Annotated in this window: 14 protein-coding genes; 4 read left to right on the top strand and 10 right to left on the bottom strand. The window is 54.8% G+C overall.

Annotated elements, in window-relative coordinates; all coding sequences use genetic code 11:
• Positions 1-10 precede the first annotated feature (10 nt).
• The 8 genes from KDX37_RS18495 to KDX37_RS18460 all read right to left on the bottom strand — a co-directional run bounded on the left by KDX37_RS18495 (position 11) and on the right by KDX37_RS18460 (position 10764).
• Positions 11-1378, bottom strand: a complete 1368-nt coding sequence (locus KDX37_RS18495) for a class I SAM-dependent methyltransferase (protein ID WP_231654157.1) — start codon at positions 1376-1378, stop codon at positions 11-13.
• A gap of 479 nt (positions 1379-1857) precedes the next feature.
• Complete coding sequence (locus KDX37_RS18490; protein WP_231654156.1) at positions 1858-3066, bottom strand: ABC transporter ATP-binding protein; 1209 nt, start codon at positions 3064-3066, stop codon at positions 1858-1860.
• Position 3067: 1 nt separating this feature from the next.
• Complete coding sequence (locus KDX37_RS18485) at positions 3068-3877, bottom strand: ABC transporter permease (RefSeq protein WP_231654155.1); 810 nt, start codon at positions 3875-3877, stop codon at positions 3068-3070.
• Positions 3874-5004: a glycosyltransferase family 4 protein gene (locus tag KDX37_RS18480; protein WP_231654154.1), complete on the bottom strand. Its 1131-nt coding sequence runs from the start codon at positions 5002-5004 to the stop codon at positions 3874-3876. Before KDX37_RS18480 ends, KDX37_RS18485 begins: the two co-directional genes overlap by 4 nt.
• Positions 5005-5233: 229 nt before the next feature.
• Positions 5234-6280, bottom strand: a complete 1047-nt coding sequence (gene gmd, locus KDX37_RS18475; RefSeq protein WP_231654153.1) for a GDP-mannose 4,6-dehydratase — start codon at positions 6278-6280, stop codon at positions 5234-5236.
• Positions 6277-7662: a TolC family outer membrane protein gene (locus KDX37_RS18470; protein ID WP_406642790.1), complete on the bottom strand. Its 1386-nt coding sequence runs from the start codon at positions 7660-7662 to the stop codon at positions 6277-6279. The genes gmd and KDX37_RS18470 overlap by 4 nt, the downstream gene beginning before the upstream one ends.
• 26 nt (positions 7663-7688) lie before the next feature.
• The gene (locus KDX37_RS18465; protein ID WP_231654217.1) at positions 7689-9002 is read right to left on the bottom strand and encodes an HlyD family type I secretion periplasmic adaptor subunit; all 1314 of its coding nucleotides are present in this window, start codon (positions 9000-9002) and stop codon (positions 7689-7691) included.
• A 22-nt stretch (positions 9003-9024) separates the two neighbouring features.
• Positions 9025-10764 (bottom strand): type I secretion system permease/ATPase, encoded by a 1740-nt coding sequence (locus KDX37_RS18460; protein WP_231654151.1) that lies wholly within the window; start codon positions 10762-10764, stop codon positions 9025-9027.
• A 276-nt stretch (positions 10765-11040) separates the two neighbouring features.
• Between KDX37_RS18460 and KDX37_RS18455 the strand changes: the two genes are divergently transcribed.
• The gene (locus KDX37_RS18455) at positions 11041-12198 is read left to right on the top strand and encodes a glycosyltransferase family 4 protein (RefSeq protein WP_319941707.1); all 1158 of its coding nucleotides are present in this window, start codon (positions 11041-11043) and stop codon (positions 12196-12198) included.
• Positions 12199-12779: 581 nt separating this feature from the next.
• Here KDX37_RS18455 and KDX37_RS18450 read toward each other — a convergent pair.
• Positions 12780-13541, bottom strand: a complete 762-nt coding sequence (locus KDX37_RS18450; RefSeq protein ID WP_231654149.1) for a replication initiation protein — start codon at positions 13539-13541, stop codon at positions 12780-12782.
• Between the two features lie 1163 nt (positions 13542-14704).
• Here KDX37_RS18450 and KDX37_RS18445 point away from each other — a divergent pair.
• The 3 genes from KDX37_RS18445 to KDX37_RS18435 all read left to right on the top strand — a co-directional run bounded on the left by KDX37_RS18445 (position 14705) and on the right by KDX37_RS18435 (position 16936).
• A complete protein-coding gene (locus KDX37_RS18445; RefSeq protein ID WP_231654148.1) occupies positions 14705-15337 on the top strand; it encodes an AAA family ATPase in 633 nt (210 codons plus the stop codon).
• A complete protein-coding gene (locus tag KDX37_RS18440) occupies positions 15334-15645 on the top strand; it encodes a hypothetical protein (protein ID WP_231654147.1) in 312 nt (103 codons plus the stop codon). The genes KDX37_RS18445 and KDX37_RS18440 overlap by 4 nt, the downstream gene beginning before the upstream one ends.
• A 259-nt stretch (positions 15646-15904) precedes the next feature.
• On the top strand, positions 15905-16936 hold the full coding sequence (locus KDX37_RS18435; RefSeq protein WP_231654146.1) for a DNA replication terminus site-binding protein: 1032 nt from the start codon (positions 15905-15907) through the stop codon (positions 16934-16936).
• On the opposite strand, the gene KDX37_RS18430 is transcribed toward KDX37_RS18435, so the two are convergent.
• Positions 16914-18116, bottom strand: a complete 1203-nt coding sequence (locus tag KDX37_RS18430; protein ID WP_231654145.1) for a tyrosine-type recombinase/integrase — start codon at positions 18114-18116, stop codon at positions 16914-16916. The two genes, KDX37_RS18435 and KDX37_RS18430, sit on opposite strands and share 23 nt — an antisense overlap.
• Positions 18117-18480: the final 364 nt, after the last annotated feature.

Genomic DNA, 18480 nt, shown 5'->3' with positions numbered 1-18480 from the left:
CAGTTCAGTCTTATTCAGGCGCATAACCGATGGCGGCGTAGTCTTGCGCACCAAACAGCAATCGATTGAGAGGGGCGTTGATGGCTTCGTCGCTGCCTTTGAGGTGCAGCGTTTCATTACCAGGATGACGACGGTCGATTTCGACGCGCTCAAAACCACGAGCCTTGAGCATGAAGCCCACCAGTGCCGGAGGCATCGGATTACGATGCGTCGGGTCAATGTAGAAGTTGCAGGCACCGACAATCAGGTTTTCCGGGTTTGGCGTTTCAAACAACACCACACCGCCTGGGCGCACGACACGACGGGCTTCATCAATCAGGCCAATGAACACGTCCAGCGGCAGATGCTCGATGATATGAAAGGCCGTCAGGCCGCTGAGGCTGTGAGCGGGCATCGCAGCGAGGTATTGCAGGGCATCGCCTACGTAGGCTTCCAGGCCTGCATCGGTGCAGCACTCAATCATTGCGGTGTTGGAGTCCACCCCGATGGCCGGGATATTGGCCTCTTTAAGCAGCTGCAGCCATTCACCACGACCGCAGCCCAGGTCCAGCACCGGATCGGTGGTCAATGCCGCGTCGGCATTGTTCATGAAGTACGGCAGGTTGGCTTTCAGACGCTCGCGGATCATTTCCTTCGAGCCACGGAAGTTGGCTTCGAATTCCAGGTACAACTCAGGCGGCATGCCTGGTGCTTCCTCGGCCGATCGGCCACCGCTGACCTGTGCCTGAGACACGGTCACCATGTGTTCGCGCTGGCGCTGTTCAAGACGCTCCATGCGCGTGAACAGATACTGCTCGTTCTGCTCGATGGCCAGGGCGTGGGTATAAAGGCTCTGGTTGGTCTGATTCTGAATCTGCAGACCAATATTGCGCAGACGCGTATTACCGTCGGCCAGGTGGTATTCCATTGCGTACATGCGCTCGGGCATCAGCTGCAGGACTTTGCCGATGAACACCAGACGCTGCATGCCGGGAATGCGATAGACCACTGCACGAACCAGCATGACCACAACGTTTTTCAGCGAGGCTCCGCCCGGCCGCTCCCGCACGCGGGTCAGGAAGCCCATGATCCGGGGATGACTGACGTACTTGCCGATGAGCGGAGTACTGCGCAGTTTTCTGTACAGACTGGGCGGCGGAACTTGCGCAGAGGCGGGCTGAGCTTCGTTGACTGCGTCATCGGCCACTGGCGGTACATAACGCTCTGGGCCAGGAGGCAAGTGACCTTCCAGCTCCATCGGCTCAAACGCGTGGATCAGGTCGTTCGGCAGCGTCGAGGCAATCCGGGACGCCTGGGCGCTCGCAGAAACACGCTCGTATTCGCGGCGATTGACTTCAGCCACGATGTCTTTTTGCAGTTTTTTAAGATCGATAGTCATTATTTGCGTTCAAGACCGGTTAGCAGCCAGTTCATGCTGATGAATTCATAACGCTATAAAACTGCGTTACCAAGGGAATATGGAGGCGAACATTCTACGCAGGTGAGAGCCTGGGTGGGAGAGACTTGTTTTCGATTCCAATGCCCCATGGACATCTGTCTGCCCTCCATCAGCCAGGAGGCCCCATGCTCAGCCCCGTGTCAGCCAACTTGAGCCGCGCTATTTTTCTGTAGGCGTCGTCTGACCGTAAACACCGAACGATCACGCAAATTGCCTGGTTATGCAGACCTGCATTGAGGGGTGAGTCAGAAATCAGCAGAAGGTATCAGGGTGCAATCACGCTATATGACCGTCAGCGAGCAGATCGACTCACGCTCACAACGATTTTTTGCCGCCGGTTTCCCGACCTTGCTGCGCAAGGTCGGGAACGGGGAAGGACAGGTCTGGCCGGATGCATTCAGCCTCGTAAGGCAGTGGCATCAATCCAGTTTGAACGAAGCTTCCAGCGCGCACACGCCAGCGAAATGCTTGTAGCCACTGTGCCCGGTCACGTTGAACACTGCAGCTTTGTCCCACCAGTCGAAGTTGTCTTCGATGTGATCGGCGCCACCATGCAGGGCCAGGGTCAGGCTGTAACTGCCTGGGCCTATGTTGAGCGCCGGAATGGTCACGGTCAGGGTTTGTTCCACACCGGCATTCACACCCAGATCGCGCAATTCGCCGCGCAACCAGGTGTTGGTGCCAAAAATGTCATAACCCGTGCGATCCTTGAACATGAAGCCCAGGGACAGATCGTAGATGGGCTCATTGGCCTTGATTTTCAGCGTCAGAGTGAGCGGTGCACCGACTTCCAGCATATGCGCAGCGTTGCCGTTGCTGCTGATGATCAATTCTTCAATACGTGCCTTGCCGTTGCCGGAGCGACCCGCATAAGGCGCATTGACCGCCTGGGCTTGCAACGTGCCCTCTTCCTTGCGGGCAATCAGCGAGTTATAGAAGTCGAGTACGTTGTCTGGCTTTCCGTCCATGAGCATCTTGTGGTCGCCCAGCAAAATGGCCCGGTCACACAGGCTCTTGATGGCGCCCGGATCATGGGACACAAACAGCAGCGTTGTGCCCTGTTCGCGGAAATCGCGGATACGTGCAAAGGACTTGTGCTGGAAGTAGGCATCGCCTACGGCAAGAGCCTCGTCAACGATCAGCACTTCGGGGCGTACCGCGGTGGCCACGCTGAAGGCCAGGCGTACGAACATCCCGGAGGAGTAGGTACGCACCGGCATATCGAAGTAGTGACCGATCTCGGCAAAAGCTTCGATGGCAGGCATGAGTGCGATGATCTCATCGCGCTCCAGCCCTTGCATGCGCCCAGCCAGGGCCACGTTCTGCCGGCCTGTGAATTCCGGGTGAAAGCCCATTCCCAACTCAAGCAGCGCAGCGATGCGTCCTGTTGTGGTGATGGTGCCTTGGGTGGGCATCGCGGTGCCGGTGATGAGTTTGAGCAGTGTACTTTTACCGGCGCCATTGACGCCGATGATGCCCACGGACTCGCCCTGCCCGACCCTGAAGCTGACGTCGCGGATGATCCAGTTCTGATCGCGTTTGCATAGCCCGAGCCATGTGCCCAGTGCGTGCCAGCGACCTTTGAGTTTTGGATAGGCCTTGCCTACCTGGTCAACGTGAATAGTCATATCAGATCTGATCAAGTAGGTCGTTGTAGCTGCGCTTGTACAACAGCACAGCCAGAATGAAGACGATGAGGCCGAACACCAGTGGGTAGACCAGCGGACGCATACCTACCGCCTCGCCCAGCAGCGCACGCTGTGCAGTCAGGACCAGCGGGAATACGGGGTTCCACGCGAGGATTTCCTGAACCCGCTCGGACAGAATGCTGAGCGGATAGACGATCGGGGTAGCCCAGAAGAGTGCCTGGAAGAATACGTCGGACAGCTGTCCTATATCGCGAAAGAACACGTTCAGCGTTGCCAGCAATGCGCCGACCGCAATGCCCAACACTACGGTAATGGCCAGAATCGGTACCAGTACCAGAATGGTCGACATGATCGGGTAACCCGACAACAGCATGAACGCGATGACCAGCGATAGCAGGATCAGGCTGTTCAGGGCCGCCACAGCGATGACCGGAATGAACAGAATGAATTTGGGAAAACTGGATTTCTTGATCAGGTTGGCGTGTTCGAGAAATACCCCTTTGCCGCGCTGTACCAATTCCAGCAGCAAGTTCCAGGTGATCAGGCCTGCACACAAGTAGATGCTGTACGCATACTGATGCTCGATACCCGGCATGCGGGCCTGCATGAGGCGCGAGAAAATAATGGTGTAGATAAACACCATGAAAATCGGAGGTACGACCAGCCACAAGGCGCCGAACGTGGAGCCTGCGTATCGGCTTTTTATCTCGCGCAGTGTGATTGCATAGATCAGCCCACGAAAACGCAGAACGTCTTTCAACAGGGAGAAAACTGACCAGGTCGTTTTCATTGTGCTCGGCTCGCCATGTTCAGGAAGGTTCCTAGTTGTAGGGCCACGTCATCCCAGGTGCGGGAAAAGGGCTGGGCCTCTTCTCGCAGGGCAACAGTGTCGATGGCCTGGATAAGTTCGGGGAGGCAGCCAGGCTCGATGTAAGAGGGCCAGTGCCTGCCGGCTTCGCGCAATACTGGAATGTCAGCGGCAATTACCGGACACCCCTGCATGGCGGCTTCAAGAACAGGAAGGCCGAAACCTTCGTCTCTTGGTACATAAATAAGGGCCGTGGAATGCCTGATCAGCCACAGCAGAGCAGGATCACTCAGGCCGGCCGCATGAAAAAGACGCTTGTTGAGCAGCGCGTGAGTTTGCAGACGCTCAAGCAAACGGTCAACCTGCCAGCCCACATTACCCACGAACAATAAGCGCGGTTGTTTGCCTTGTGCCCACAATACGTCGAATGCATCAAGCACCAGCGCGTGATTCTTGCGGGGCTCCAGTGTGCCGATTACCAGGTAGAGCGGGTCGTCCGGCGTGGCGGGTGCGGGTAGCGAGTGCCTGTAACGCTCAATCTGATCGTCGTCGGGTGTCAGGCTGCAAAAATCGCCACCATGAGCCAAGACGTTGACGACTCTTTGTACGCCTTGTTGCGCAAGACGCTGCATCAGACGTCCACGAACGGACTGGGTAGGCACAAACAATTGCTCGGCGCGCTCGGCCAATTCATTCAGGTGTGCGCCAAAGCGTTGCTCAAGCCCCGGTCGAAACCACTCGGGATGCTCCAGCGGTAGCAGGTCGTGGACCATTCCGACCAAGCGAGCACCACGAGCCAATGCGCCATCCACTGCTGGCCATGGGCTGGCATACCAGGACGCATCAAACATCAAGAGAACGTCACCGTCTCCAGGCTCGATAAGTTGGCCGGGGCTTTGTTCATGAGCCCCCAGCCCCTGGCAGTCATGCGGCACAAGGTGATCGAATGCTTGCCACTGATCCCCTTCAAAAGTGACCGCAAGAATATGGCAATCCGGGTGACCAAGCTGGCGTTGCGTGGCGCTCAACAGGCAGCGAACCACCCTTTGGATGCCCGTGTGCAAACCCGACTCCACCAAACGGGTCACGTCGAACAGAAGCCGGTTCATGAGCAGACAGCCAGACAGGTTTTTTCGCGGACACCCTCGCGCCCACTGAAGCCAGCGAGCAGAAAACCGACAAGGGTTTCAGAACCACAAAGGAGTGTGCGCAGCGCAGGTTTCATCAGGGACGGTGGGCGTCTTGCATGCAGCGAATGACTATAGATACGGTTCACCAGAAGCAGGTACGCCCGCCGCCAGAGCAGGCGCTCCGACGGCGGGCGTCATCTACTGAAACTTAGAAGGATTTGCCGACTTTGACACGCTCAAGGTCAGCATCAACCATCAGCTGGCACAGCTGCTCAAGTGTGGTCTTGGCTTCCCAGCCGAGCACACGCTTGGCTTTTTCAGGGTCGCCGATCAACAGCTCGACTTCAGCAGGACGGTAGAACTTCGGGTTGACCTGGATGACGGTCTTGCCGGTCTTGGTGTCGATGCCGTGTTCGTTGTCGGCGCTGCCCTTCCATTCCAGATTGATGTCGACGGCCTTGAAGGCCATGGACACGAAGTCACGAACGGTTTCGGTGCGGTTGGTGGCCAGGACGAAGGTGTCCGGCTCGTCAGCCTGCAGCATGCGCCACATGCCTTCGACGTATTCCTTGGCAAAGCCCCAGTCACGCTTGGCGTCCATGTTGCCCAGTTCCAGGACGTCCTGCATGCCCAGGGAGATGCGCGCCACGGCGTCGGTGATCTTGCGGGTCACGAACTCTTTGCCACGCAGTGGCGACTCGTGGTTGAACAGGATGCCGCTGGAACCGAAGATCCCGTAGGACTCGCGGTAGTTGATGGTCATCCAGTGGGCGTACAGCTTGGCCACGCCGTACGGGCTGCGCGGGTAGAAATCGGTGGCTTCGGTCTGTGGAACCTGCTGCACCTTGCCGAACATTTCCGAGGTCGACGCCTGGTAGAAGCGGATCTTCGGGTTAACGATGCGGATCGCTTCCAGCAGGTTGACAGCGCCCAGACCGGTGATTTCGGCGGTGGTCAGCGGCTGGTCGAAAGACACGCCCACGAAGCTCTGAGCGGCCAGGTTGTAAACCTCGCTCGGCTCGGCTTTCTGAAGCAGGCGGATGCTGGCGGACAGGTCAGTGAGGTCGTGCTCGACCAGTTCCAGGTTGGGGTGAGTGGCCACGCCCACTTCTTCCAGACGCCAGAAGTTGACCGAGCTGGTGCGACGGTAGGTGCCGTAGACCTTGTAGCCTTTTTCAAGCAGCAGTTGAGTCAGGTACGCGCCATCTTGACCGGTTACGCCAGTGATGATTACGGATTTTGTAGGTGCATTCATTGCTTAGAATTCCGGTCGGGGACTGTGTCCGTTTTACTGTTGTTGCTCAACCACACATTGACGCTTTCGACGCTTTCTTCGGAAAGCTTGCCGGCCCAGCGATTGAGGATGAACAAATTGGTAATGAAATCGTATTGCGTCTTGAGCAGGTCACGACGAGCCTTGAACTCGTTCTGTGTCGCGGTCAAAACGTCTACGGCATTGACGACGCCATAGGTAAAAGCTTTTTCGGACGCAATGCTTGACTGCTCGGCTGACGCCAGAGCGTTACGATTAGCGCGTATTTTTTCGACGCTTGAGTCTGCGGTCAAGTAAGCATTGGTAGTTTCTTTCACAACCTGACGTCGAGTCGCCTCCAATTGTTGCTCCGCAGAGATCTGATCCTGCACCAGACCACGCACCCGCGCCGACGTTGAGCCTCCACTGTAGATTGGTACGGACAGCTGCAGACCCGCTACATAGCTGTCAGTTCTAGGGGCCAAAGCGTTGTTATAGCCTTCGTTGGTGTTTTGCGCACTCAAATTCATGGACAAGGTCGGGTAGTGTCCGCCCTTGCCACCACGCAGCGCAGCACCGGCCACTTCCAGCGCGCTGGAAGTAGCCTTGAGCGACGGGTTGTCCTGCACGGCCTGTTGAACCCAGACATCAAGACTTTCATCCGACACCTTGAGCTCTACGTCAGAACGGATGCGGCTGAGTTTTTCAGTGACGGGCCGGCCCACGATTTCAGATAACGCAGCACGGCTCAAACGAACCTGATTGCGCCCGTCAACCTCCTGAGCAGCCAACGTATCGACCCGGGCGCGCAGGTCGAGTACATCGGTAATCATCGCGTATTTTTTCTCATACAACGCGCTGACGCGGTCCAGGTTCTTTTGTGTCGCACGACGTTCTGCTTGCGTGAGTTCCAGCTCGTCGTCGGCCGCCAGGGCTGCGAAATAGCGTTGGGCAAGGTCGACTGTGGCTTCGGCCTGAGCTTCGGTGGTTTCCGCTTCGGTCTGCTTGATGGTCAGCTTGAACTTCTGATAGTTCTCCCAGGCGGCCTTGTTATAAATCGCCTGGCTCAGAGTGAGGCTGTAGTTTTGGCTGTTGTAGATCTGGTTGGTATTCTCGTTGACCTGCTTGATGCGGTTGGCAGCGGCATTGGCGCTCAACTGGGGCAGCAACGAGCCGAACGCTTCGCGGGCGTGCTCCTTGCTCGCCTGAGCACGGGCATAGGACGCGAGGACCCGCGGATCTTCAAGGCGCGACTCCCGGTACAGCGAGATGAGGTCTGCCGAGTACTCTTTGATGCTGACAGTGCTTGGTGGCGGCTTGGGTGTTGCCGGCACAGCGGTTTTAGGTTCTGCGGCCTGTACCTGAAACGACAGCACCCCCGACATCACGCATATAAACAGGAGGCGCACGATCATTCCTCGATCAACGATTCAGCGATAGCGTTGCGCGCCGGCTGCAGGATGTACTGCAACATGGTGCGCGAACCCGTATTGATCAACGCGTCGGCGGGCATACCCGGTACCAGTTTGCGATCACCCAGTTTCTTTTCGCCTTCTTCGGTAACGCGCAGGCGAGCCAGGTAATACGGATTGCCGGTACGTTCATCGGTCAGACGGTCAGCCGACACTTGGGTAACAACACCCTCGATCTCTGGTGTCGTGGCGCTGTTAAACGCGCTGAAACGGATCTTTGCTGTTTTACCTACGCCGATTCGGTCGATGTCGACGGGGAGGACGTGCACTTCGACAATAAGGTCAGAGATTGACGGGACGATGTCCAGCAATGGCGTGGCCGCACGGACAATACCGCCGACGGTGTGAACGGTCATGCCAATAACCATGCCGTCGTCCGGAGCACGAATGACGATGCGGCTCATACGATCTTTATAGGCAGCAGTACGTTCCTGCAGGTCGTAGACCTTGGTCTGCGTATCAGCCAACTGCTTGGCGACGTCGGAGTTGAAATCCTTGGTCAACTGCACGATCTGCAATTGCGTTTCGTTGATCTGCAGTCGGGTTTTGGTGATGGTCGAGTTATGGTCGGCGATCTCGGACTTCAAACCGTCCAGCTTGCGTTCCTGTTCCAGCATGCGCTGCTTGTCGACAAAACCTTGAGCGAGCAGCTCGCGCAATTCACCTATCTCGTTGCCGTAAGATTTACCAAGGTTGTTCTTGGTGCCAATCATGTTGCCGAGGCCTTTGATCTGCTCGTTCAGCTGACCGATACGCTCTTGCAATACAGCAATTTCACCCATACGCGAGTTGCGGCGTGCATTGAAAATCTGGGTTTCGCTCAGTTGTGCTTCCTGGCCGCGCTTGGTGTTGGGTTCAAGCGCATCGCCAAAATCAATGGTGGCCTTGCCATCGCGCTCGGCACGCAGGCGCGCTTCAGTGGCCTTGGCAGCTACCAACTGACTGCGGTTCATCTCATATTCGGCACCGACCTGAGAGTCATCGAGAATGATCAGAGGATCACCTTTCTTGACTGTGTCACCGTCATGCACCAGCAGCTCCTTGACGATACCGCCTTCAAGGTGCTGAACGGTCTTGCGATAGGTCTGCACCGTGACGACACCAGGCGCGTTCGCGGCGCTATCCAGTGGTGCGAGTGCCGCCCAGGTGCCAAAGATGCCAAACACCACGAAAATGATGCTGAACCCTATACGACGCGTCTTGGCATCGGAGGTGGGCAGATCCTGAAAGTTGTCGGCGGCGGTAGTAATCATAGTTTTCATCGACATCTTCCTGTCAGACGCTAGAAGGCGCTGCGCCTGAGGTAGCAACGTTGGTTGCTTTTTGTTGGTTTTTTGCTTTTGCGCTGAGCTCGGCAATCACTTGCTCGCTCGGGCCGTACATACTGAGCAGGCCATCCTTCATGACCAGCAGACGATCCAGTTGCGAGAGGATGTTGGTGCGGTGAGTGATCACGAATATGGTCGCACCCGTGGCCTTCAGATACTCGAGCGCGTAAGACAATGCACGCTCGCCCACCTCGTCGAGGTTTGAGTTGGGCTCGTCAAGGATGATCAGTTTGGGCGTGCCATAGATGGCGCGAGCCAGGCCGATACGTTGACGCTGACCCCCTGAAAGATTGACGCCGTCACTGCCGATAACTGTGTCGTAACCGTTTGGCAGCAACAGGATCATGTCGTGTACGCCTGAAACCTTCGCAGCCTGCACCACCAGTTCTGCGTCGACTTCGCCGAAACGGGCAATGTTCTCGCTGATGGTGCCTTCAAACAATTCGATGTCTTGCGGCAGGTAACCAATATGTGGCCCCAGCTCTGTCTTGTCCCAGTTGCTGATATCAGCACCGTCCAGACGAACAGATCCATGCTGCGGTGGCCAGATACCCAGCAGGGCACGGGCGAGCGTCGATTTACCGGAAGCACTTGGCCCGATCACACCCACCACAGTGCCTGCCTGCACGGCAAAGCTGATGCCTTTGATAATGGGCAGTCGTGAACCGGGGGCCCCAACAATCATGTTCTCGACAGTCACGTTGCCTTCAGGCGCGGGCAGGGGCATACGCTCCGGTTCAGATTGCAGTTTGCTAAGGATCTCATTGAGGCGATCGTATTGGCCTCGCGCAGCAATAAAGCCTTTCCAGCTACCAATAATCAGGTCGATCGGCGCCAAAGCGCGACCCAGCAATACGGAGCCTGCAATGACCAGACCCGGACTGATTTCATGGTTGACTGCAAGGTAGGCACCCAGTCCGAGGATCAACGATTGCACCATGACCCGGAATGTCTTGGACATGGACGTCACGACGCCACCGTTGTCGCTGGCCACCGATTGCAGTATCAGTACTTTCTTCTGACGCAGCGACCAGCGATTGATCAGGGAATTGAGCATTCCCATGGACTCGATCACTTCGGCATTACGCAGGTTTTTAGTGGTGTAGAGACTGGCTGCAATATTTTCACGATTTGCGTCGGCTATCGATTTACCGGTCACTTTCTCGTTGGCATAAGCAAGACAGATCAAAATAATCGCGCAACCTATGGCCATCCATCCATACCAAGGGTGGAACATGAACATCACGGCAATATAGATAGGCAACCAAGGAGCATCGAAAAATGCGAATACGCCGTTCCCTGTCAGAAACTGACGCAGGCTTGTCAGGTCACTGAGTGGTTGTGCAGACGCGTTCATGCCGCCAGTGGCCAACGCTTGCTTGAAACTGGCACGGTAGACATCACGGCTCAATATCACGTCAAGCTTGGTGCTGACGCGAACCATGATTCGCGAGCGAATCCACTCCAGCAACCCCGTAGTGACAGTCAGCACGACCATGACAATAGTAAGCATTGCCAGCGTTGTCAGGTTGCCGCTGGTGAGCACGCGCCCGTACACCTGGAGCATATAGAAAGTGGGAACGAGCATCAGGGCGTTGACGAACAAGCTGAAGACACCGACCGATATGAAACTGCCTTTACAAGCTTTTAACGCAGCTTGCAAGCTGTTTTCATGAATATTGCGCATAATTTCCGAACTGCCACTGGGTATGGAAAAGCGCGCGAGTGTATCACCCTGCTTACGGCCAATAAATGAAAAATGGATTATGCAGGTCAGCCAAAGCGCTTCAACGTGTAGGAAATTTCTGTTTATGAACGCTATAGCCCTTTAGAGCGAAGTAACAAGTTTCACGCTATTACCGCTCGTCGCCGTATACGCTAAAAACCTCGGCAAGATGACGAGACATCAGCTTATCAGTCATGGACAATCATCAACCTTTCTCCTCTCAGTAGTTCAAGTGGCATTATGCGCATTCTTCATTTTTTCAAAACCTACTACCCCGACACCACGGGAGGCATCGAGCAGGTCATTTTCCAGCTCTGCCAAGGCAGTAGAGCAATGGGAATCGAAGGCCAGGTGCTGACGCTGAGCCCGAATCCCGAGCCCGCCCGCCTGCAGATCGCCGATCACCAGGTCACGCGGGCAAAGGAGAATTTCAGCGTGGCCTCAACAGGCTTTTCAGCCAGGGTATTCAGTCAGTTCAAGGAGATGGCAGCAGAGGCCGACCTGGTTCATTTTCACTTCCCGTGGCCGGTGATGGATCTGGTGCATTTCGCAACCCGTCATGGTCGGCCTACGGTGTTGAGTTACCACTCGGATATCGTCAAACAGCGCACGCTGCTGAAATTTTACAGTCCCTTGATGAATCAGCTCCTGAAGAGCATGGATCGCATCCTTGTCGCCTCACCTAATTACCTCAACTCCAGCGAAACCCTGAAGCCCTTTGCACACAAGACAACCATTGTCCCCTATGGGCTTGATCCATCGGCTTATCCAACGGTTTCAGCACAAAAACAGGAACAGTGGCGTGCACGCATACCGGGGAAATTTTTCCTTTTTGTAGGCGTGCTGCGTTATTACAAGGGGCTCGAAAGCCTGCTGAATGCGCTTGAAGGCGTAGATTATCCATTGGTCATTTTAGGCGGTGGCCCACAGGAACAGGAGCTCAAGGCTCAGGCCGAAAAGCTGAATTTGCGCAATGTGATGTTCCTTGGCCGCCTGGACGATGAAGACAAAGCCTGTCTGCTACAAATGTGTCATGCCCTGGTTTTCCCTTCACACCTGCGTTCAGAGGCGTTCGGTATCTCGTTGCTGGAGGCCAGCATGTACAGCAAACCGATGATTTCTTGCGAGATCGGAACTGGCACGACCTACGTCAATATTAATGAAGAGACAGGGTTGAGTGTGCCGCCGAGCTCACCTCTGGCGTTGCGTGAGGCCTTGCATCGACTGTGGCAGAATGAAGAAACCGCACAGCGCTTTGGCCGGAATGCAAAGTTGCGCTTTGAAAAGCTGTTCACTGCACAACATATGTGTAGCCGCACAGCTGACGTGTATCGTCAGCTATTGGCAGACCATGTTTCTCATGCTTTTATCAAGCCAAAATCGCCAGATCAATAATGAAATCCCCCTGCCATTAGTTGTGAACAGACTGGTGGGGGTTGATGAATCCATCGCAGCGAAATAGTCATGCCAAACGCTCGTGAATACTAAATATTAGTCACTACGCTAATGTCCATGAGAATGATAATGCCACCGAAATTATAATGAGCTATCCGCTCCAGGCTCTGCGATGGCGTCGCCCAAGGCTGGCGACGCAGGCGCGCAATGTGCCCATCAAACGCATCTGCCTATCCGTCACCCTCTTCTCGCCTGAACCTATCGACTACAAATTCCGGCTATGCACGCACCTGTGACCCAGGATCGTACCGATGCACATTTCAATAGAGATTCGACCCGTACTCTTCCCGCATATCGAAACCTTGCGGCTGCCAAAGACAAAACGCTGCCTGTTTTTTATCTGCAAGGCAGTGAAACCAGATGAAAATTGCAGAATGCAGCGTTTTTCCTCGCGAACCTGCTTGTCGGTAACACCGGTATCAATGATCCCCAAAAGCTATCGACTACAAATTCCGGCTATACAGACATGCTATATAGCTAGCTATCTCAATAGCTAGCTATATAGCTATTTGTAACTTAAGTTATTGTTTTAAAACGTCTTTTTCCATTATTACCATATTCTCTTCTGCCATTATTACCAACCCGTCGCCTAGCGAAAGCTTCATTTGTGCCGCTTCATGGAAGCGAAAAACAAGGCTTTTCACGGTCTTGCCCTCAGTGATTGCTTCATACGTGATCGAGATACCTGACTTGGCCATGATCTCGTTGATCGAGGGTGTGATCACCCGCTGACGCAGGTTGTTGAACCGTTTGTAGCTATCGCCCAGGTCAAGCAGGGTGCGCAGTTTCTCGACCTCGATGATCAGTACACCGGTGCTCTTGAACTGCATCATCAGCTCGAACAAACGAAAACTGTGCATGGAGTTCAGGTTGGCCACACGGCGCAGGTCGTAGGAGGTCAGTTTGCTGTTGAGCATCGACAGGTAGGGAATGACGTCGACAGTGAAGTTCAGGGTGACTCGGCCCTCGCCTTCGGCATAAGCCGCTTTGTAGACCCAGCGGATGCGCGTGCGGTTCTTGCCGTCAAACGTCTGGATGTCGCGCTCATAGAGCGAGTCTGCGGCCTCTTTGAGGTTGGTGTAGGCAAACCGTATGGGCACGCCGTAGATCTCGGCAAAGCTCGCGGCGGTCACGGTGATTTTGGACGGCATGGGCTTGCGCGGATCGACCTGGGCAATGGCCGCCAGCAGCAGGCGTTGTTCTTGAAGGGTCAGGCGATAGGACGCGCTGATCAGATCATTGGCTTTGGTAACAAGCAATGACGTTGGTTCTTTGGAGCTCATCGACTATTCCTGTCGCAGTGATGAGTCGATAGTAACAAGCTTGACCAACAAGCGGCGCGTTGATTACGTAGCCAAATGCGTAGCCGGAATTTGTAGTCGTTACACAGCCCTTGGCCATAGCCGGAATTTGTAGTCGATAGCGTTAATGCAGCCATAGCCAGAATTTGTAGTCGTTACGCTCGGCATCGCAAGTGATAGCCGGAATTTGTAGTCGTTACAAAACAATGCGTCCTACATCGAAAAACATTTTCAAGATGTAACCCTACCCTGCGTCCTACAAAATCCACAGGACCTGCGCTCCGCAAAAAACCGGTTCATGCAGACAGTCGATAACCGTACAGATTTGGCTGAAGGCCCAGTATTTACTGGGCCTTAGATGAAAAAAGAGGGTAGCGCATCCGGTTCGGGCAGCTCGAGGCAGGGGCCGCACCAGACGCCCTGAAGCCCAGCCTGTGGATAACAGCCGGAATCTGTAGTCGTCATAGCTGAAATTTGTAGTCGTGACAGCTGGAATCTGTAGTCGCATAGCCGGAATTTGTAGTCGTATAGCCGGAATTTGTAGTCGTTGCACCGCTGGAGGCCACGTAAATCAAGGGCTGTAGAGGTGCTAAAAACAAGATTTAAAAACAAGCTTAAAAACAAGAAAAAAAGATTTTAAAAACACACGCGAAACTCATTTTTTTATTTTTTTGAAAAATCAAAAGATCAGGAGCAAAAACGGCTTTCGCAAAAGCTCCTCAGAGCTCGCACAGGCGACGACAAGGATATTCGGCAAGCAGGTGCGTGAATAAACCATTTTTTCCTCCTGCAGGCCCTCAGAGGCCTCTCAAAACATGATTTGGCAACGCAGGGACGCTGGAGTTTTCTTCTGAAAACCAAAAAACGACACAGATACGCCATGGAAACCTGTACTGGATAATCCGGATCACAACGCTTTCTGGATACGTCCCGGCCCAGGTACACGCAGACGGTTTACCGAAGAATATACACTCAGCATTTTCAGATATCTCCTAGCTTCCCTCGACATTCGTCCTACACAAAAATAAGCACCTCAAAAACCCGGATCAACCAGAAACGGTATAGCTAGCTATCTATATAGATAGCTATACTGCTAGCTGTCTTGTAGCTATATATATAGCTATGTCATTGATAAGGGGAACCAAGTGACTATTTTTGCTTGTGTGAACACCAAAGGTGGCGTCGGCAAAACCACCACAGCCGTACACCTTGCCACCATGCTTTCGACTCGTGGCAAGACGCTATTGATAGACGGCGACCCCCAGGCAAGCGCAGCAAGCTGGGCGGCATGGCGTCGTGACAACCCGGAATACAGCCCAAGTCCGACGACAGTGTGTCTGCAAGGCAAAGCCATCAACTCTGAAGGTCGCCAACTGGCAAGCGCTTACGAACACGTCGTTGTAGATGCAGGTGGACGCGATTCGGTAGGCCTGCGTTCTGCGTTGCTGCTGGCTGAGGTCGTCATCGTTCCAGTGGGTGCCAGTTCTTTTGATGCCGCTGCAATGACAGATCTGTTGACCGTTGTAGACCTGGCGCGTGATTACAACCCGGATCTGGACGTACGGATGTTGCTGTCCAGGGTGGATTCACGAACCAAGGACACCGGTGAAATGCTGACATTTCTGGAAGAGCAGTCATTTAGCGTGTTCAAGACCAAGATTTGTGAGCGTGTGGCGTTCAGACGCTGCATCAGTGAAGGCGCCATCGTGCATGAGCTCAAACGCGATCACGCAGCCATTCAGGAAATGAATGCGTTTATTGCCGAGGTATTGGGATGATCAAGTCCAAGCCGGATATCAAAAGCTTCAACAAGGATCCAAATGATTTCCTTGAAGGCGGCGAAGCTGACAAAGCGCTGTCCAAATCGCGCCAGGTGAAAGAACAACCGGAAGTCGAAGCATCCGCAGCGCAACCGATGGATGCGTTCAAGCCGGAGCCTACGGTACAAAAACTGTTTCGACTGCGCTGGGACATCGCCAATGCCCTGAAGCTTGGCGCTGCACAAGAGTCAGCCAGAACAGGCAAACGCGTGACCGAAACAGACATTGTCCAACAGCTCTTGAAGAAGCATTACAGCCTCAAATAGCTATATAGCTAGCTGATATCTAGATAGCTAGCTATCATCGAAGTATCAGGCTGCAAGGCAGGCAGACGTATCGCGAAAGCCGAGCCATCTAGCTAGCTATAATATAGCTAGCTAGATGATCATTTAATACCACCCCTAATCAGGCATAGACTGATTACATGCTTTTCTTTTCCTTCTTTGCAAACCCATGAGGAGGAGAACCTCGTGTTGTGCACTTAAACTGCTACTCTAGGGGTGGTATTAGTTTTAGGACAAAATCATGCTCATGGATATCACGGCGATACACGCTCGCCTGGTCAGCAAAATCAAAGCATTCAACCAGATATGGCCGCAATGGGTGGTATCTGGGCAGGTCTGGCAACTGCCGTTGTTGACGCAGCAAAAGGCGCTGGACCTGATTGAAGTGAACCCATTGGAAGGGGCCGCTGCAGTCGAGGCTGCAGTGCAGGCCATGACGTTGTTTGAACGTTTGCCAGGGCAGGCGCCCGGGACTGTCATGCGTTTGCCAGGGTACTTTGCACTCAGCCAAAGCGCGCTGTCATGGGTCAAGGAGATCAACCAGCTCAAGGATGAACTGATGATGGCGATCGAGCAGACGCGTATTGAGCTGAATCTGGCAACAACCGCCCGATCAAAAATAATGCGCCAGGCGCTGGGCCCGCAATTCAGCATGAAACAGCTGGCGCGTCATACCCAGGCGTTCGACATCTGCCCACGGTTGATCGTTTTCACATGGGCAGGGCACACCACCGGTGGCGAACGGGTTCCGGTAGGCAAGGTCAGGGAGTTGCTGAACAAGGCGGCCGAGCAACAGTCAGCCAAGGACAGCGTGACAGCTGACCAGACATTGGCCGGTGCTGAGCTGCGTCGCATTGTGAACCTGTCCGATCAGGCCAGCCTGATAAAGTACAAGAAGGTCGCTCCGCATCCGCGGGCAATGGTGTACTTTTCGGCAAGCTCACGCTACGACGCCATGATTCACAGCAATCTGCCGATGTTCGTACTGGCTGGCGAAGAACCCACCAGCGTGCACGAGCTGCGTCATTTCGATCGGCATACGCGTCAGGCGGAACGGCCTGATAAAAAGTCGCGCATTGAAGTGATACCGCGGATGAACCTGTACCTGAATCCGGATGACCTGGTGGGTCAGCGCAAGACGGTGGCCATGGCCAGCAAACCCAGCGAGGTGGCGTCGACGTATTCCGACAGGGCTCAGCCCAAGGCGGCTGACGCGGATGCGGGAAGCGTGGATCGTACGCAACTGGACCTCAATCTTCCGGACGATGCCTGATACCTGGCGCTTGCGGATGAATGAATGCAGCCCATTCATTCATCAATTGCCGGCGTTTGGTGAGCAGATCGCCCCGGTTGTACGCTGCTTCGACCTTGTCCCCCAAGGTGTGAGCCAATGCCATTTCACAGACTTCTCGGGGGAACAGCGTGCTTTCAGCCGCCCACGTACGGAACGTCGACCGGAAACCGTGGGGCACGAATTCACTGGCCTGCAGTTCATGCATGACTCTGCGCAGCGCGTTGCCTGGCAGGCTTGCAGCGTGCCGGGCATTGGGAAAGACGTACACGCCATGTTTACCTTGCTGCTGTTGCAGAACCTGCAGCGCTTGTGGACTCAGCGGCACGCGGTGGGTTTTGCCAGCCTTCATCCGCGCCGCATCGATGGTCCACAAACCGGTCTTCAGATCGAATTCAGACCAGCGCGCGTCACAGACTTCCGCGCTGCGGCAGGCGGTGTAAATCAACAGTTCACAGGCCCTCGCCGACGTGCTCGCCAGGCTGTCCAGGCGATACATGAACGCGCCGAGCTGATCTGCGGGCATCGCCGAAAACGGCAGCTTGCTGTGGGTCTGACGCGGCAGCAGTTTGTCCAGGTGACCGCGCCAGCGTGCCGGGTTTTCACCTTCGCGCAATTTGCGGGCCTTGGCCGCATCGAGCACCAGTTCGATACGGTTACGCAGGCGAAACGCGGTTTCCGGGATCTCGCCCCAGATGGGTGTAAGCACCTCGAGCACATGGTCGGTTTCAATGCTGCTGACCGGCAGATCACCGATCAACGGGTACACGTGATCACGCAGCGAATGCGACCATTGCTGCGCATGCCTGAGGTTTTTCCAGCTTTGCCGGTGGGTGGCGATGTAACGTTCGGCTTCACTGCGAAACGTCAGCACTGCCGGCGCCTGGTCAGGCACAGCCTCATCAGGCAGTGTGCGCTTGCTTAAAGGGTCGATGCCCTGGGATATGTCCAAACGGTACGTATCGACGGCAAGCCGCGCAGCCTTGAGCGAGACCGCCGGAAACGATCCCAGCCCCAGGTCGTGACGTCGATTATTGAGCTGATAGCGCAATGTCCAGCGTTTGCTACCAGACGCACCGACTCGCAGGATCAAGCCGCGCTCATCGTGATAGCTGCCTGGCTTTTCGACGGTTCTGACGAAGGATTGTGTCAGTTTGCTCATTTTTCAATAATCTTGGTGTTGGCCCGCATGACGGAGAATTTTACACCGAAATGTACGCGGAGTATCCCTCCGCGTACATAAGCCTTTTTAGGCACGTTTTACGGGTTAAAAAGCCATATTCCATTTGTCAGCCCCACACATAGACCCACACGGGGTTGCGTGGCTTTGTCCATTGCATGGAGGAGGGCGGTGTCAACGCTTTCAGAGAGAGGGCAGCCATCAGTCGGTGAACCGGGCCGTGATGCGAGTCTTTGTGTCCGCTGTCAGGGGTTGTACGCCCAAACCCCAGATTTTTTTGTCGGATGCTGAAGAACGGAGCCACCCGCTAATCGCTTGATGGGGGAGAAAGCCTCAACCGCGTAAC

Origin of the sequence: Pseudomonas californiensis, assembly GCF_021147775.1 — a bacterium.
GTDB lineage: Bacteria > Pseudomonadota > Gammaproteobacteria > Pseudomonadales > Pseudomonadaceae > Aquipseudomonas > Aquipseudomonas californiensis.
Note: the sequence above shows the minus strand (reverse complement) of the source record. Positions and strands in the feature narration are given on the sequence as shown.

Coding starts and splice junctions, on each gene's coding strand:
- KDX37_RS18495 (WP_231654157.1), bottom strand. CDS start 1,378: ATGACTATCGATCTTAAAAAACTGCAAAAAGACATCGTGGCTGAAGTC.
- KDX37_RS18490 (WP_231654156.1), bottom strand. CDS start 3,066: ATGACTATTCACGTTGACCAGGTAGGCAAGGCCTATCCAAAACTCAAA.
- KDX37_RS18485 (WP_231654155.1), bottom strand. CDS start 3,877: ATGAAAACGACCTGGTCAGTTTTCTCCCTGTTGAAAGACGTTCTGCGT.
- KDX37_RS18480 (WP_231654154.1), bottom strand. CDS start 5,004: ATGAACCGGCTTCTGTTCGACGTGACCCGTTTGGTGGAGTCGGGTTTG.
- gmd (WP_231654153.1), bottom strand. CDS start 6,280: ATGAATGCACCTACAAAATCCGTAATCATCACTGGCGTAACCGGTCAA.
- KDX37_RS18470 (WP_406642790.1), bottom strand. CDS start 7,662: ATGTCGGGGGTGCTGTCGTTTCAGGTACAGGCCGCAGAACCTAAAACC.
- KDX37_RS18465 (WP_231654217.1), bottom strand. CDS start 9,002: ATGATTACTACCGCCGCCGACAACTTTCAGGATCTGCCCACCTCCGAT.
- KDX37_RS18460 (WP_231654151.1), bottom strand. CDS start 10,764: ATGCGCAATATTCATGAAAACAGCTTGCAAGCTGCGTTAAAAGCTTGT.
- KDX37_RS18450 (WP_231654149.1), bottom strand. CDS start 13,541: ATGAGCTCCAAAGAACCAACGTCATTGCTTGTTACCAAAGCCAATGAT.
- KDX37_RS18440 (WP_231654147.1), top strand. CDS start 15,334: ATGATCAAGTCCAAGCCGGATATCAAAAGCTTCAACAAGGATCCAAAT.
- KDX37_RS18435 (WP_231654146.1), top strand. CDS start 15,905: ATGCTCATGGATATCACGGCGATACACGCTCGCCTGGTCAGCAAAATC.
- KDX37_RS18430 (WP_231654145.1), bottom strand. CDS start 18,116: ATGAGCAAACTGACACAATCCTTCGTCAGAACCGTCGAAAAGCCAGGC.